Below are 15,825 nucleotides of genomic sequence, written 5' to 3'. Positions count from 1 at the left end.
CATGGCATTGGTAGACATCAAGGTCCCGGACATCGGGGATTTCGACGAAGTGGGCGTGATCGAGCTGCTGGTCAAGGCCGGTGACACGGTCAAGGCCGAACAATCGCTGATCACGGTCGAGTCGGACAAGGCATCGATGGAGATTCCATCGAGCCACGCCGGCACCGTCAAGGAGATCAAGGTCGCCATCGGCGACAAGGTCAAGCAGGGTTCAGTGATCGTGGTGCTGGAGTCGGCCGACGCCGGCGCCTCTGCGGAGCCCAAACCGGCAGCGGCGCCAGCGGAAGCAGCGCCTGCCGCTACCAAATCGGAAGCACCCGCTGCTGCCGCACCCGCACCCGCCGCAGCACCGGCCGCGGCCGGCCCGCTGGAAGTGCGCGTGCCCGACATCGGCGACTTCAAGGACGTCGCCGTCATCGAGATGCTGGTGAAGGTGGGCGACACGGTGAAGGAGGAGCAGTCGCTCTTCACCGTCGAGTCCGACAAGGCGTCGATGGAGATCCCGTCGCCCGCTGCCGGCGTGGTCAAGGAACTGAAGATCAAGGTCGGTGACACGGTCAACGTGGGCGACTTCGTGGCCGTGCTGGAAGGCGCCGCACCGGCCGCCCAGCCTGCGGCCGCTCCTGCGCCCCAGGCCCCGACGGAATCGCAGGCGCCCGCCCCGGCACCGGCTGCTGCGCCCGCCTCGGCGCCGGCCAGCGCCACCGCCGCGGCACCCGCGCCGCACGCTCCTGGCGCCGCGCCCGTCGGCCTGCCGCACGCATCGCCCTCGGTGCGCAAGTTCGCTCGCGAACTGGGTGTGCCGCTGGAAGAGATCAAGGGCACCGGCCCCAAGGGCCGCATCACACAGGACGACGTGCAGGCATTCACCAAGCAGGTGATGGCGGGCGGCGTACAGACCAAGGCGCAGGCCGCCAAGGCTCCGGCCGCCAGCGGTGGTTCGGGCGTGGGCATGGACCTGCTGCCCTGGCCGAAGGTGGACTTCGCCAAGTTCGGCACCGTCGAGCGCAAGGACCTGTCGCGGATCAAGAAGATCAGCGGCGCGAACCTGCACCGCAACTGGGTGATGATCCCCCACGTCACCAACAACGACGAGGCCGACATCACCGAGCTGGAAGCCTTCCGCGTATCCACCAACAAGGAGAACGAGAAGTCCGGCGTCAAGGTGACCATGCTGGCCTTCGTCATCAAGGCCCTGGTCGCGGCGCTGAAAAAGTTCCCCGAGTTCAACACTAGCCTGGACGGCGACACCCTGGTCTACAAGCAGTACTTCAACATCGGCTTCGCGGCGGACACGCCCAATGGCCTGGTGGTGCCGGTGCTCAAGGATGCCGACAAGAAGGGCATCATGCAGATCAGCCAGGAGATGGGCGAACTCGCCAAGAAGGCGCGCGACGGCAAGCTGGGCGCGGCGGACATGCAGGGCGGCTGCATCTCGATCTCTTCGCTGGGCGGCATCGGCGGCACGCACTTCACCCCCATCGTCAATGCGCCCGAAGTGGCCATCCTGGGCCTCTCCAAGGGCCAGATGAAGCCGGTGTGGGACGGCAAGCAGTTCGTGCCGCGCCTGATGCTGCCGCTGTCGCTGTCGTACGACCACCGCGTGATCGACGGCGCCGCTGCCGCGCGCTTCAACGCGTTCCTGGGCCAGGTTCTGGCGGACTACCGCCGCATCGTGCTGTGAAGGGGAAACTGACATGGCAGTGATCGACATCAAGGTGCCCGACATCGGCGACTTCGCCGAAGTGGGCGTGATCGAAGTGCTGGTGAAAGCCGGCGACACCATCAAGGTGGAACAGAGCCTCATCACCGTCGAATCCGACAAGGCATCGATGGAAATCCCCTCGAGCCATGCCGGCGTGGTCAAGGAGGTAAAGGTGAAGGTCGGCGACAAGATCGCCGAAGGCGGTGTCGTGCTGACGCTGGAGGCGGCCGACGCGGCCAGCGCCCCGGCTGCGCCGGCCCCCGCGCCTGCTGCGGCTTCCGAGCCAAAACAGGCTGCGGCGCCCGCCAGCTCTGCGCCTGACGCTCCTAAAGTGGAAGCGGCCAGCTTCGGCGGCAGCGCCGACATCGAGTGCGACGTGCTCGTGCTCGGCGGTGGCCCCGGCGGCTACAGCGCCGCCTTCCGCGCGGCCGACCTGGGGCTGAAGGTCGTCATCGTCGAACGTTATTCGACGCTGGGCGGCGTCTGCCTGAACGTGGGCTGCATCCCGTCCAAGGCGCTGCTGCACGTGGCGGCCGTGATCGACGAAGCCAGCCATCTCAAGGCAGCCGGCATCGACTTCGGCACACCCAAGGTCGACATCGACACGCTGCGCGGCCACAAGGAAAAGGTCATCGGCAAGCTGACCGGCGGCCTGGCCGCCATGGCCAAGATGCGCAAGGTGACCACCGTGCGCGGCTACGGCGCGTTCGTGGGCGCCAACCACCTGGAAGTGGAGGAAACCACCGGCGGGGGCCAGGAGAAGACGGGCACCAAGAAGGTCATTGCCTTCAAGAAGGCCATCATCGCCGCCGGCTCGCAGGCAGTGCGCCTGCCCTTCATGCCCGACGATCCCCGCGTGGTGGATTCCACCGGCGCCCTGGCGCTCAAGGAAGTCCCCAAGCGCATGCTGATCCTGGGCGGCGGCATCATCGGCCTGGAAATGGGCACCGTGTATTCCACGCTGGGCGCGCGTCTCGATGTGGTCGAGATGATGGACGGCCTGATGCAGGGCGCCGACCGCGACCTGGTCAAGGTCTGGCAGAAGATGAACGCCAAGCGCTTCGACAACATCATGCTCAAGACCAAGACGGTGGGGGCCAAGGCCACGCCCGAAGGCATCGAGGTGACGTTCGCCGCGGCGGAAGAGGGCGGCACCGCGCCAGCGCCGCAGGTCTACGACCTGGTGCTGCAGGCCGTCGGCCGCACGCCCAACGGCAAGAAGATCGCCGCCGACAAGGCCGGCGTGGCCGTGACCGACCGCGGCTTCATCAACGTGGACGTGCAGATGCGCACCAACGTGCCGCACATCTTCGCCATCGGCGACATCGTGGGCCAGCCCATGCTGGCGCACAAGGCGGTGCATGAAGCGCATGTGGCCGCCGAGGTCATCGCCGGTGAACTGCAGGGCAACAAGGAACTGGCCTTGGCCGCCTTCAACGCCCGCGTGATCCCGAGCGTGGCCTACACCGACCCCGAAGTGGCATGGGTGGGCCTGACCGAAGACCAGGCCAAGTCGCAAGGCATCAAGGTCAAGAAGGGCCTGTTCCCCTGGACCGCCTCCGGCCGCGCCATCGCCAACGGCCGCGACGAAGGCGTGACCAAGCTGCTCTTCGACGATTCGCCCGAGGCCCATGGCCACGGCAAGATCCTGGGCGGCGGCATCGTGGGCACCCACGCCGGCGACATGATCGGCGAGATCGCCCTGGCGATCGAGATGGGCGCCGACGCGGTGGACATCGGCAAGACCATCCACCCGCACCCCACGCTGGGCGAAAGCATCGGCATGGCGGCGGAGATCGCGCACGGCAGCTGCACGGACGTTCCGCCGCAGAAGAAATGAGTTGATCAACTCAACTTGCTACTGAATCAGTAGCGGGCCGCGCAGGTACCGGAAGGGCTGCGCGGCTTTTTTTCTTGTGGTCTCGGGCTGGCGACCGTCTGCACGGGTCGCCGCGCCCTGTCCATCTGTGGGGGCCCGGGGCCTCTGCGCGCTGCAGACGCTTTCAGGCCCTCAGCGCTCACTTTCCACTCCAATCGCGCAGAGGTTTCCCAAGCCCTCCTAAGATCCACCCGTCCATCTGCGCCACCCGGCTGCGCATGCCAGAGTGCAGGACCCCGATAACGGAGACATTTCCTATGCGATTGAAGTTCTGCCTGCCGGCCGCGCTGCTGGCCCTGTCCGGCGCCGCCCTGGCCGCCTGGCCCGACAAGCCCATCACCTTGGTCGTGCCGTTCCCGCCGGGGCAGGCCACCGACATCTTCGCCCGCGCCCTGGCGGAGAAGCTCGGGCCGCGCCTGGGCCAGCCCATCGTGGTGGACAACAAGGCCGGCGCCGGCAGCAACATCGGCACCGAGCAGGCGGTCCGCGCCAAGGCCGACGGCTATACCCTGGTGATGGCGGGCAGTGCCATGGCCGTCAACCAGACGCTGTACCGCAAGGTCAACTTCGACCCCCGCAAGGACCTGCAGGGCGTCACCCTGGTGGCCAAGGTGCCGCTCGTCTTCCTGGCGCACCCCGCCTCGGGCATCCGCAGCATGCAGGATCTGGTGGACAAGGCCCGAGCCGAGCCCGGCAAGCTCAGCTACGCCAGCGCGGGCATCGGCGGCACGCAGCACCTGAGCGCAGAGATGGTGAAGGCACGGGCGAAGATCGAGATGGAACACATTCCCTACAAGGGCAGCGGCCCCGCGCAGGCCGATTTCATCGGTGGACAGGTGCCGCTGATGGTGGATTCCGTCACGGCGGGCCTGGCCAACATCCAGGCCGGCAAGGCGGTGGCGCTGGGCGTGACCTCGGCCACCCGGTCCAGCCAGCTGTCCAAAGTGCCGGCCATCGCCGAATCCGGATTGCCTGAGTTCAAGGGCTTCGAGGCCGTGGGCTGGCTGGGCCTGATGGCCCCCAAGGGCACGCCCCGCGCCATCGTGGACCAGCTGAACCGGGAAGCGGTGGCGGTGCTGAACAGTGCCGAGATGCAGAAATTCATCCGCGACCGGGGGTCGGAGCCGGCGCCCGGCACGCCCGAACAGATGGACCAGTTCGTCGCCAGCGAGATCGTGGAGTGGGGCAAGGCCGTGAAGCAGTCCGGCGCGTCGGTGGACTGAGGCGCTGGCTGCCACGCCCCGGATCTTGCGCGGTGAGCGCGCACGGGCTGCCGCGCTGCCGGACGGGGCCCGGCTGCCCCCCCGCCAAGCACGTCAAGCACGTCAAGCACGTCAAGCACGCCAAGCACGCCAGGCACCTCACGCGGCTGCGGAACGAGAACCCGCGCTTGCTATGATTTGCGTAGCTGCTCGTGCAGTGAAAACGAGCGCTGCGGGGCGATGGGGCCGGGTTTCTTTGCCACAATGCGGGCATGCAAGCCCTGTTCGACGCCATCGCCGCGATGGATCTTCCCCACGATGCCCAACGCATCTTCCACGGCCGGGGAGGGCGCTTTCCCGGGCTCGAACACGTGTCGCTCGACGCCTACCCGCCGGTCTTCGTGCTGACCAGCTTCGCGCCGCTGGCGGACGAGGCGCTTGCGGCCATCGGCGCGGCCCTGCAGGCACGGTGGACGCAGGTCGCCCCGGCCGGCGAACCGCTCAACTGGGTGTACCAGTGCCGGCATGAGGCGCTGCGCCAGCAGGGCCTGGCGGACACCCGGCTGATGGCCGGCAGCGTGCCCGACCCGCATACCGTCACCGAGCAGGGCGCACGCTACCGCGTCCACGTGCTCAAGGGGCAGAACCACGGCCTGTTCCTGGACATGGCGGAAGGCCGCCGCTGGGTGCGCCAGCAGATGGCCGACCACCAGTCGCGCCAGCCGCGCGGCGCCAAGGTGCTGAACCTGTTCGCCTACACCTGCGCCTTCTCCGTCGCCGCGCTGCAGGGCGGGGCCCGCCAGGTGGTCAACGTGGACATGGCCCGGGGCGCGATGGCCATCGGACAGCAGAACCACCAGCTCAATGGATTGACCGCCGGCGCCAGCTTCCTGGCGCACGACATCTTCAGCACCTGGGGCAAGATCACCCGCAGCGGCCCCTATGACCTGGTGATTGCCGACCCGCCGAGCTACCAGAAGGGCAGCTTCATCGCGACGAAGGATTACGCCCGCTTGATGCGCCGCCTGCCGGACCTGCTGGCGCCGGGCGGCCACGCCTTGCTCTGCCTGAACGCGCCAGAGCTGGACACCGCTTTTCTGCGCGACCAGATGCAGACCCAGGCGCCGGAACTCGCGTTCGCCGGCCGGGTGGCCAACCCCGCCGCGTTTGCCGACGTGGACACCGAGCGGGCGCTGAAGGTGCTGATCTACCGCGCGCCGGATCTGGCAGGCGGCACGCTGGCCTGAGCGGACCGGCGGCCCGCACGAACCGGCGGCCACGCGGAGCGGAACGCGGCTGACAGACGGCGCGGGGAGCGGAGGGCACGATGGCCCGTTTCAACTGCCCGAAAGGATTCCGCCATGTCCCTGTTCACGTCCGCCGTCCCCCGTGCCCGCCATGCCGCCCTGATCGCCGCTCTGGCCGGCGCTGCGTTGGCAGGCCCGTCGTTCGCCCAGCAGCCCGCGGAATCCGCCGCCGGCACGGCCGCGCCCGCCGCCATTCCGGCCGCCCAAAAGCAGGGCGGCCTGGAATACCGCTGCGGCGGCATCGGCATCGACGAATCGACGGCCATGCGCGCGGCGATGAAGGACCACCCGCTGTCGCTGTTGTTCGCGGCACCCGGCGGCGCCTACCAGGCGGACGTCCAGGTCGCCGTGCAACCGGAAGGCGGCAATGCCGGCCAGCCCATGCGCTTCACCGCCAACGGCCCGATCTGCCTGGTGAACCTGCCCGCGGGCAAGTACGCGGTGGAGGCCACCGCTGCCGGCAAGACCCAGCGGCAGTCGGTCACGGTCGGCATGGGCGCCAAAAGCCTCGACTTCCGCTTCTGACACCCGCTGCCGGTGCCGGCGGCGCGCCGCAGTCAGCCGCCTGGCACCAGCCGCTGGACGATTTCTTCCCACTCCGCTGGCTCGACCGGCGTGATCGAGAGCCGGTTGCCGCGTTGCAGTACCCGCATGTCGCGCAGCGCGGCGCACGCCTTCAGTTCGGCCAGGCTGACGAGGCGGGTTTTGCGCAGGGCCTGTACGTCCAGCAGCAGCCAGCGCGGCTGCTCGGGGCGTGACCGGGGGTCGTGGTAGGGCGAGGCCGGGTCGAACTGGGTGGGATCGGGCCGCACGCCGGACGCGACCCGCGCCAGGCCGGCGATGCCGGGCTCGGCACAGCTGGAGTGGTAGAACAAAACGCCATCGCCGACGCGCATGGCATCGCGCATGAAGTTGCGGGCCTGGTAGTTGCGCACGCCCGTCCAGGCGACGGTGCGGTCCGGGGCGGCCAGGGCATCGTCGATGGAGCATTCCGCAGGTTCGGATTTCATCAGCCAGTAACGGCCGGCCTCTGCGGCGGCGCGTGTTGCTGGATCGGGGGAAGCGGCGTCGTTCATCCGCGTATTCTCGCCCGGCCGGAGTCGCCACCCGCCGGGCCCGCCGCCTCGCCCTCGCGCCGGATCAGCGACCGGAAGCGCCGGTCCGCAGGCCCGTGCCGCCCCACCGCAGGGCGTCCTCTGCCGGGATGGCCAGCGGGTTGTCCGCCGGCTCCGCCAGGGGCGCGAGCAGGGCTTCCAGATCGGCCTCGCTGAACTTGACGGCGTCGGCCGCATCGTTCCCCAGCACCCCGTCGGCCAGTACCTGCTTTCGGGCCTGCAGTTCCAGCAGGCGCTCTTCGATGCTGCCCTCCACGACGACGCGGTAGACGAACACCGGCTGGTCCTGCCCGATGCGGTGTGCGCGCGCCGTGGCCTGCGCCTCCACGGCCGGGTTCCACCAGGGGTCGACGTGGATCACCGTGTCGGCGGCCGTCAGGTTCAGGCCCGTGCCGCCCGCCTTCAGGCTGACCAGCAGCACGGGCGCGCTGCCTTCGGCTTGCGACTGGAAGCGGCGCACCACCTCCGCCCGCTGGCCGGCCGATGTCTGCCCGGTCAGCGCCAGGAACGGCAGCGCCAGTTCCGACAGTTGCTGGGCGACCAGGTCCAGCATGGCGGTGAACTGCGAGAACACCAGCACCCGGCGCCCCTCCGCCACCAGGGCGGGCAGGGTGTCCGCCAGCCATTCCATCTTGGCGCGCTCGATGCCCGCCGGCAGCTTCGCGCCCTTGACCAGGCGCGGGTCGCAGCACACCTGCCGCAGCTTGAGCAGCGCATCCAGCACTGCGATCTGCGCGCCCGCCCAGCCTTGCCGGATGAGCGCGCGCCGCACCTGCTTGTCCGCCCCGGCACGCACAGCCTCGTACAGGTCACGCTGGTGGCCCTGCAAGCGCACCCGCTGCAGGATGTCCGTGCGCGGGGGCAGTTCCGTCGCCACATCGGCTTTGCGGCGGCGCAGGATGAATGGGCGCACCCGCTGCGCCAGCAGCCTGGCACGCAGGGTCTCGCCGTTCTCCTCAATGGGCTTGCGCCAGCGCTGGGCGAACTGCCGGGCATCGCCCAGGAAGCCCGGCATCAGGAAGTCGAACTGCGCCCACAACTCACCCAGATGGTTTTCGACCGGCGTGCCGGTCAGGCAGAGGCGGTGGCCGGCTTGCAGCGTGCGCAGTGCGCGGGCGCTGCGGCTGCCAGCGTTCTTCACCATCTGCGCCTCGTCCAGAATCAACAGATGGAAGGGCTGCGCCGCCAGCCGGTCGGCATCGCGCCACAGCAGGGGGTAGGTGGTCAGCACCAGGTCGTGCGACGCGATGAGTTCGTAGCTGCGGGCGCGATCCGGACCGTGCAGCGCCAGCACGCGCAGCCCGGGCGCCATGCGTGCTGACTCGGCCTGCCAATTGAAGAGCACCGACGTCGGCATGACCACCAGCGCCGGGGACCGCAGCCGGCCCGCTTCCTTTTCGGCCAGCACGTGCGCCAGGGCCTGCGCCGTTTTCCCGAGGCCCATGTCGTCCGCCAGAATGCCGCCGAGGTGCTGGGCGCGCAGGTACTGCAGCCAGGACAGGCCCGCCAGCTGATAGGGCCGCAACGTGACGGCCAGCCCTTGCGGGGGTGCCAGCGGCTGCGGCGTGCCGGCCAGCTTCAGCTGCTGCGCCAGCAGCGCCAGCCCGGCGCCGCCCTGCAGCTGCCATGCCTGGCCGCTGGTCTGCAGCGCGGAACGCAGGCCATCCAGACGGCTCGCCTCCCAGCCACCCAGGCGCAGCGGCTCGCCTTCCCGGGGTTGCCGGCGGCCGGGGTCCGTCAGCAGATCGACCAGAGCGCCGACGATGGCCTTCAGCGGCGCGGCAGGGGCATCGATGCGCCGGCCACCGGGCGCGCGCAACCGGATGGTGGCGACATCGGCGATCAGGGCCAGCTGCGCGGCATCGAGCCAACGCGGGTCACGCTGGATGAGATCGGCCAGCAGCGGCGCGAGGTCCACCGTCTGGCCGTCGATCTCCACGCCCAGCGTGAGCAGCCAGGCGCCCTCGCGCGCCGGAAGCTGCAGCTTCTGCACCGGCCGTTCGCGCTCCGCCAGCGGGCCATCGACCTCCTGGCCGCGCACTTCGCCGGTGTCGGGCGCAATCAGCAGCTTCCAGCGTTCGACCGGCACGCTTTGGTGGGCAAAACCCGGCCGGACCACCACGCTCCAGCCGGCGGCGCGAAGGGCCGGCACCTGTTCGGCCCAGAAGTCGCCGAATTGCGCTTCCTGAGGCAAGGTCCAGACGGGCCCCAGGTGTTCGCCCATGGCGCGGTGGCGCCATTGCAGCCTGGCCGGGTCCACCGGAACCAGGCCGAGGCCCCAGACCTGGTCCATCGCGTCGGCCTCCGCACTGGGGTCGCGGCGCAGGCGCGCCACGGGCCCGCCGGTATCGAACAGTTCCACCTCGTCGGGAGCGCGCCCGCCCAGCACACTGGTGGGTGCCAGCGTCTCCCAGTCGTGGCCTTGGGGGGAGCGGTAGGTCCAGTCGATGCGTGCCACCGTGACGCTGCCGCCGCGCGGGCCCACGCGCCCTTGCGGCTGCAGACCGAGCAGACCGTCGCCACGGCCGAGCGTCATGAGCGTGAGGCGCGGGCGGAAGGTGCCGGGCAGGGCGGGGGCGTCGGCGGCAGCATCGGTCATGGGCTGCCGATTGTGCCGAATCATGCGAAGCCCGGTTTGCTATGTTTTTTGACGTGCCTGCGCAGGCACGTCGGGGCTTTCAGGCCAGAAACGCCTCAATCCTCGGCGCGGGACTGGGCAACTCGCCTGGGGCCCGGTGGAAGCGCCAGCTGTGCCTGCCGCACCACCTCGATGCAGTCGCGCACATGCTGCTCGCCCAGAAACCGCAGCGTGGCGTAGCCCAGCGCCGCAGACACCGCCTGTCCGGCCAGCGGCACAAACTTGGCTGCCTGCCGGGCCGTCAGCCGTACCCCGATCATGCGGGTGGCCCGCATCACCAGTTCGCGGGTGACCAGCTTGCCGATCAGCACCGAGCCCACCATCGACACGGCTTTTTGCACCTGCTCGCGCTTGTGCGGTGTCAGCCGGTCGATCTGGGCGGGGGTGAGGCCGAATTGTTCGTTGATCTGCGGGATGAGCCGCGACAGCAAGGCGGCGTCCACCGCCCAATCGAGACCCGGCAGGGGCACCGTGCCCGCCGCCGCCGCGAGCAGGGCCCGGCGGTGCAGCAGGCTGCGGCTGCGGTCGATGGCGGCCTCCAGATCGGAGTCGCCGCCCGCAAGCTCGTGCGCCGTGGGGACTTTGGTCCGAAGGCCCATCGAATACGCTCCCTGTGGTCAGCCCTTGCGGCGGATCAGGCCGTACAGAACGAGGAGGACGATGGCACCGACGATGGAGGCGATCCAGCCAGCCGCCTCGCCCTGCGCATACCAGCCCATGGCCACGCCCACGTAGGTGGCGAGGAAGGCGCCGGCCACGCCCAGCAGCATGGTCATGATCCAGCCGAGCTTGTCGTTGCCGGGTTTGATGGCGCGGGCCAGCAGACCGACGATCAGGCCGATGAAGAGGGTGCCGAGGAGAGACATCATGATGGTGTTGCTTTCACGTCTGGGAAGGTTGGAAGGAGGAAGGTGGCAGGCCCGTCGCACGGACCTGCCGGTCGCATGCGCATTGTTGGCACGCTGCTGCACACGCCCTATAGGACGACGCCGCACGTGCGTGCGCGCTGCGGAAATCGCCCTGCCTGCACGCGCCGCCACGGCGACCGCCGCAGTCTAGGCCGGGCGATCCCAGGGATGCGGCCGCTGAACTGTCAACAATGCGTTGGGTGCCTGTGCGTGTGCCTGCGCCTGCGCCTGCGCCTGCGCCTCTGCAGCCGATGCCCTGCCGTGGGCAAGACGGCCAGGCCGAGCGAGTGGACGAAAAAAAGCCCGCTGTTGCGGGCCTGGGGGTGTCTCAGCGGGCCGCTGGAGCGTTGGCGAGCGCCTCGATCGGGTCGTCTTCGCCAGCGACCCGGCGGGCGCCGTTGAAGCGGTGCTGCCAATACGAACCGCTCATGTCCTCGACACGCACCTTGGCGCCGCTGCGGGGCGCATGGATGAACTTGCCGTCACCCACGTAGATACCGACATGACTGAACGCACGGCGCATGGTGTTGAAGAACACCAGGTCGCCGGGTTGCAGGTCTTTCTTGTCGATGACTTCGGTGGCCGCCGCCTGCTCGTTGGCACGGCGAGGAAGCGCCAGGCCCTTCGCCTGCTCGAAGATGGTGCGAACGAAGCCGCTGCAGTCAAAACCGGTTTCGGCGTTGCTGCCGCCGCGGCGGTAGGGCACGCCGAGAAAACCCATGGCGGTGGACACCAGGGTGGTCGTGCGGTCGGCCACGTCGTGACGGACCTCCTGCAACTGGGTGAGGAGCCCGCGCTCTTGAAGAATGCGGTCGATTTCGTCTGAGCGGGTGCTACCGGGGGCGGCATGGGCCTGGGCACAAACGAGTAACAAAAAGCAAAGCCAACGGGACATGGGTCGCGAGAGTACCACGGTGTGGGTGGTTGTCCTACGCCGGCAATGCGTAACGGCTGCTTATTTCATAGGCAGCGGAAGTTCGATAGTCAGAGGCTTTGGTGCGCATTCGGCTCGAACTGCCGGCTTCGGCTGCCGATCTGCCCGGATTTCGCTGGCTCGCCAGCATTCAGAAAGACCCTCCATGAATTTGCAAGAAAATGCGTATGCGGGCCTTGCCGTCCATGCACGGGTTGCTTCTCTTCTGATAGCGCTGGCCGGGCTGGCGGCGGGTGCGGCGGCCAGCAGCCCGGTGCCTCCGCAGCCCGCGCGCAAGCCAGCCTCGGTCGAGGCGGTCGCCTCCGGCTTGGAAAGCCCCTGGGGACTGGCCTTTCTGCCCGGCGGGCGTTTTCTGGTCACGGAACGGCCGGGCCGCATGCGGGTCGTCGGCGCAGACGGGCGGCTCGGGCCTGCGCTGACCGGACTGCCGCCTATCGCGGCCGGCGGGCAGGGCGGCTTGCTCGACGTCATCACGGATGCGGCTTTCGAGCGCAACCGCCGGGTGTTCTTCTGTTATTCGGAGCCGGCCCCGGACGGCAGCGGCGCCAACAGCACGGCGCTCGCCAGCGCCACCCTGGCAGTGAACGCCACGGCGCTCGAGGACGTGCGGGTCATCTTCAGCCAACAGCCCAAGGTGCGCAGCACCGCCCATTTCGGCTGCCGCATCGTGCAGGACCGGCAGGGCGATCTGTTCCTGACCCTGGGCGACCGCTTCCAGCGCAAGGACGATGCGCAGACCCTGGACAACCACCACGGCAAGATCGTCCACGTGCGGCCCGAAGGCGGCGCCGCCCCCGGCAACCCGCCGGCATCCCGGCCCAGGGTGCTGCCGGAGATCTGGAGCTGGGGCCACCGCAACGTGCAGGGGGCCACGCTGGCGGCGGACGGACGGCTCTGGGTGCATGAGCACGGCCCGCAGGGCGGTGACGAGATCAATGTCGCGCAGGCGGGCCGCAACTACGGCTGGCCGGCCATCACCTATGGCGAGAACTACGGCGGCGGCAAGATCGGCGAGGGCACGGCCAAGGCCGGGCTGGAGCAGCCGCTGCACTACTGGGTGCCGTCGATCGCGCCTTCGGGCATGGCCTTTCTCACCAGCGACCGGTATGGTCCGGAGTGGAAGGGCAGCCTGTTCGTCGGATCCCTCCGCTTCGCCCGCCTGCACCGCCTGCAGCTGGACGCCAACGGCCAGGTGACGCGCGATGAATACCTGCTGGAACGGGGTGGCGACCGGATTCGTGACGTGCGCCAGGGACCGGACGGCTGGCTCTACCTGCTGACCGACAGCCCGGAGGGCAAGCTGCTTCGCCTCAAGCCCTGAACCGCCTGCGGCGCGCGAGGCGCCTTGAAGGAAGACCCCGGGCTCCGCGCCGCCTGCGCTGCTATATCATTGATAGCTGCCGGCATCGACAGATCAAGCGCCGGCAGCCTTTTTTGTCTGCAACTGAAGCACCAGGACCCGCCATGCTCCTCGACGCCCTCGAATCCCAACTCGTTCTGGTCGACTACCAGGAACGCCTGATGCCCGCCATTTTCGAGGGCCCGCAGGTGCTGGCGAACGCCCGGATCCTGGCCCAGGTGGCGACGGCGCTGGACGTGCCGGTCTGGGGCACGGAACAGAATCCGTCCCGCCTGGGGGCGAACGACGCTGCGCTGCGCGCTGCCTGCCGCCGCACGCTGGCCAAGATGCAATTCAGCGCCGCAGAGGAAGGCCTGGGCGAATGGCTGCGCCCCCCGGCGCGGCCCCAGCAGGGCGGCAATGCGCGCAGCCTGCCGCGCCATCTGCAAAAGCCGGCCCAGCCACAGGGCGGCGCCGACGCGCGCGGCAGCATCGTCATCGCCGGTTGCGAAGCGCATGTCTGCCTGCTGCAGACGGCGCTCGACCTGCTGGAAGACGAATTCGAGGTCTGGGTCGTGACCGACGCCTGCGGATCGCGCACCGAGCGCAACCGCGATGCCGCCTTCGACCGCCTGGCCGGCGCGGGTGCCGAGCTGGTCACCACCGAGATGGTCGCCTTCGAATGGCTGCGCGGCTGCGAGCACGAAGCCTTCAAGGACGTGCTGGCGCTCATCAAATAGGGCCGCCCGGCGGCGCGCCTGTGCCGGCAGGGCCCCATGATGGGCTGGATGACGGGTCTTTGTCAGCCTGCCGCAAGCGCATGGTGAATGATGGCGGTCATAACGACTTTCAGGAGACATCCGCCATGGGCCACAACCAAGCTGCCGACGACTTTCACCGCCGCTCCATCGAGGAACGCGACGCCTTCTGGGCCGAACAGGCCCGGCTGATCGACTGGCAGACCCCGCCCTCGCAGATCTGCGACGCCAGCCACCCGCCCTTCGCGCGGTGGTTCGCGGGCGGCACCACCAACCTGTGCCACAACGCGGTCGACCGGCACCTCGCCGCGCGGGCCGACCAGGCGGCGCTGGTCGCCATCTCGACCGAAACCGGCACGGAGCGCAGCTACAGCTATGCCGAGTTGCACCACGAGGTGCAGCGCATGGCCGCAGCCCTGCAGTCGCTGGGCGTCGGGCGGGGCGACCGGGTGCTGATCTACATGCCGATGATTGCCGAGGCCGCCTTCGCCATGCTGGCCTGCGTGCGCATCGGTGCGCTGCACTGCGTGGTGTTCGGCGGGTTCGCCGCCGGCTCGCTGGCCTCGCGCATCGACGATGCCGAACCGGTGGCGGCGATCAGCGCCGACGCGGGCTCGCGGGGCGGCAAGGTGATCGCGTACAAGCCGCTGCTGGACGAAGCCCTGCGGCTGGCGCGCCACCAGCCCCAGGCCGTCGTGCTGGTGGACCGGGGCCTGGCGCCGATGCCGCTGCAGCCAGGCCGCGACCACGCCTGGGCCGACCTGCGGGCACGGCACGCCGCGGCGTCGGTGCCCTGCGAATGGGTCGATGCCACCCACCCCAGCTACACCCTCTACACCAGCGGCACCACCGGCCGGCCCAAGGGCGTGCAGCGCGACACCGGCGGCTACGCCGTCGCGCTGGCCGCCAGCATGCGGCACTTGTTCGATGCCCATGCGGGCGAGGTGTTCTTCGCCACCAGCGACATCGGCTGGGTGGTGGGGCACAGCTACATCGTCTACGGCCCGCTGCTGGCCGGCATGACCACCATCTTCTACGAGGGCCTGCCAACGCGGCCGGACGCCGGTGTCTGGTGGAGCATCGTCGAGAAGTACCGGGTCACGCACATGTTCTCGGCCCCCACGGCCGTGCGCGTGCTGAAGAAGCACGACGCCGCACTGCTCGCCCGGCACGACGTGTCGTCGCTCAAGGGCCTGTGGCTGGCGGGCGAGCCGCTCGACGCGCCCACCTCGCAGTGGATCGCCGCTGGGCTGGGCGTGCCCATCATCGACAACTACTGGCAGACCGAAACCGGCTGGCCGATCCTGACCCTGCCCACCGGCATTGCGCCGCAGACGCCGCGCCTGGGCAGCCCGGGCCGGCCCGTCTACGGCTACGACGTGAAGCTGATCGACGAGCACACCGGCGAGGAACTGACCGGCGCCGGCCAGAAAGGGGTGGTGGCCATCGACGGGCCGCTGCCGCCCGGCTGCATGCAGACCGTCTGGCGCGACGACGAGCGCTTCGTGAACACCTATTGGAAAAGCCTGCCGGGCCCGCTGCGCTACAGCACCTTCGACTGGGGCATTCGCGACGAGGACGGCTACTTCTTCATCCTCGGGCGCACCGACGACGTCATCAACGTGGCCGGCCACCGGCTCGGCACGCGCGAGATCGAGGAAAGCATCGCCGCGCACCCCGCCGTGGCCGAGGTGGCGGTGGTCGGCGTGGCCGATGCGGTGAAAGGGCAGGTCGCGCTGGCTTTCGCCGTGCCCCGCGATGCTGCGGTGGTGACCGACGCCACGGCGGCCCGCCGGGTGGAAGGCGAAGTCATGCAGCAGGTGGACGGCCAGCTGGGCGCCGTAGCCCGGCCGGCACGGGTGCTGTTCGTGAGCCTGCTGCCCAAGACCCGCAGCGGCAAGCTGCTGCGCCGCGCCCTGCAGGCCGTGGCCGAGCGGCGGGACCCGGGCGACCTGACCACCATGGAAGACCCCGCCGCGCTGCAGCAGGTGAAGGACCTCTTCGGCTGACCCGGGCACGGGCGGAAAGCGCAGTCACTTC

The 15,825-nt window shown here is 69.4% G+C and carries 13 protein-coding genes; 8 read left to right on the top strand and 5 right to left on the bottom strand.

The features are described 5' to 3' along the window. Nucleotide 1: 1 nt before the first annotated feature. The 5 genes from aceF to ASF94_RS08595 all read left to right on the top strand — a co-directional run bounded on the left by aceF (nucleotide 2) and on the right by ASF94_RS08595 (nucleotide 6,618). The gene (gene aceF, locus ASF94_RS08615) at nucleotides 2-1,684 is read left to right on the top strand and encodes a dihydrolipoyllysine-residue acetyltransferase (protein WP_056664354.1); all 1,683 of its coding nucleotides are present in this window, start codon (nucleotides 2-4) and stop codon (nucleotides 1,682-1,684) included. A gap of 13 nt (nucleotides 1,685-1,697) precedes the next feature. Continuing rightward, nucleotides 1,698-3,545: a dihydrolipoyl dehydrogenase gene (gene lpdA / locus ASF94_RS08610; protein WP_056664351.1), complete on the top strand. Its 1,848-nt coding sequence runs from the start codon at nucleotides 1,698-1,700 to the stop codon at nucleotides 3,543-3,545. A gap of 296 nt (nucleotides 3,546-3,841) precedes the next feature. Then, nucleotides 3,842-4,807: a tripartite tricarboxylate transporter substrate binding protein gene (locus tag ASF94_RS08605; RefSeq protein WP_056664350.1), complete on the top strand. Its 966-nt coding sequence runs from the start codon at nucleotides 3,842-3,844 to the stop codon at nucleotides 4,805-4,807. A 251-nt stretch (nucleotides 4,808-5,058) separates the two neighbouring features. Next, nucleotides 5,059-6,033 carry a class I SAM-dependent methyltransferase gene (locus ASF94_RS08600; protein WP_056664347.1) on the top strand — a complete coding sequence of 325 codons (975 nt, stop codon included), beginning with the start codon at nucleotides 5,059-5,061 and terminating at the stop codon, nucleotides 6,031-6,033. A 114-nt stretch (nucleotides 6,034-6,147) separates the two neighbouring features. Next, nucleotides 6,148-6,618, top strand: a complete 471-nt coding sequence (locus tag ASF94_RS08595) for a hypothetical protein (RefSeq protein WP_056664344.1) — start codon at nucleotides 6,148-6,150, stop codon at nucleotides 6,616-6,618. Nucleotides 6,619-6,650: 32 nt separating this feature from the next. On the opposite strand, the gene ASF94_RS08590 is transcribed toward ASF94_RS08595, so the two are convergent. From ASF94_RS08590 to ASF94_RS08570, 5 genes are all read right to left on the bottom strand, one after another. After that, nucleotides 6,651-7,103: an EVE domain-containing protein gene (locus ASF94_RS08590; RefSeq protein ID WP_200933042.1), complete on the bottom strand. Its 453-nt coding sequence runs from the start codon at nucleotides 7,101-7,103 to the stop codon at nucleotides 6,651-6,653. A gap of 130 nt (nucleotides 7,104-7,233) precedes the next feature. Further along, nucleotides 7,234-9,807 carry a DEAD/DEAH box helicase gene (locus ASF94_RS08585; protein WP_056664339.1) on the bottom strand — a complete coding sequence of 858 codons (2,574 nt, stop codon included), beginning with the start codon at nucleotides 9,805-9,807 and terminating at the stop codon, nucleotides 7,234-7,236. Nucleotides 9,808-9,902: 95 nt separating this feature from the next. Continuing rightward, a complete protein-coding gene (locus ASF94_RS08580) occupies nucleotides 9,903-10,445 on the bottom strand; it encodes a hypothetical protein (protein ID WP_056664335.1) in 543 nt (180 codons plus the stop codon). Between the two features lie 18 nt (nucleotides 10,446-10,463). Then, the gene (locus tag ASF94_RS08575; protein WP_056664332.1) at nucleotides 10,464-10,715 is read right to left on the bottom strand and encodes a GlsB/YeaQ/YmgE family stress response membrane protein; all 252 of its coding nucleotides are present in this window, start codon (nucleotides 10,713-10,715) and stop codon (nucleotides 10,464-10,466) included. 367 nt (nucleotides 10,716-11,082) lie between these two features. Continuing rightward, nucleotides 11,083-11,649, bottom strand: a complete 567-nt coding sequence (locus ASF94_RS08570; RefSeq protein WP_056664330.1) for a C40 family peptidase — start codon at nucleotides 11,647-11,649, stop codon at nucleotides 11,083-11,085. A gap of 184 nt (nucleotides 11,650-11,833) precedes the next feature. Between ASF94_RS08570 and ASF94_RS08565 the strand changes: the two genes are divergently transcribed. The 3 genes from ASF94_RS08565 (at nucleotide 11,834) to ASF94_RS08555 (ending at nucleotide 15,794) form a co-directional block, all read left to right on the top strand. Then, a complete protein-coding gene (locus ASF94_RS08565) occupies nucleotides 11,834-13,009 on the top strand; it encodes a PQQ-dependent sugar dehydrogenase (RefSeq protein ID WP_082493088.1) in 1,176 nt (391 codons plus the stop codon). Between the two features lie 143 nt (nucleotides 13,010-13,152). After that, nucleotides 13,153-13,767 (top strand): isochorismatase family protein, encoded by a 615-nt coding sequence (locus ASF94_RS08560; protein WP_056664327.1) that lies wholly within the window; start codon nucleotides 13,153-13,155, stop codon nucleotides 13,765-13,767. A gap of 80 nt (nucleotides 13,768-13,847) precedes the next feature. Then, on the top strand, nucleotides 13,848-15,794 hold the full coding sequence (locus ASF94_RS08555; protein ID WP_082493087.1) for a propionate--CoA ligase: 1,947 nt from the start codon (nucleotides 13,848-13,850) through the stop codon (nucleotides 15,792-15,794). Nucleotides 15,795-15,825: the final 31 nt, after the last annotated feature.

Origin of the sequence: Acidovorax sp. Leaf160 (genome assembly GCF_001424265.1) — a bacterium.
In the GTDB taxonomy this organism is placed as follows: domain Bacteria; phylum Pseudomonadota; class Gammaproteobacteria; order Burkholderiales; family Burkholderiaceae_C; genus Paracidovorax.
Note: the sequence above shows the minus strand (reverse complement) of the source record. Positions and strands in the feature narration are given on the sequence as shown.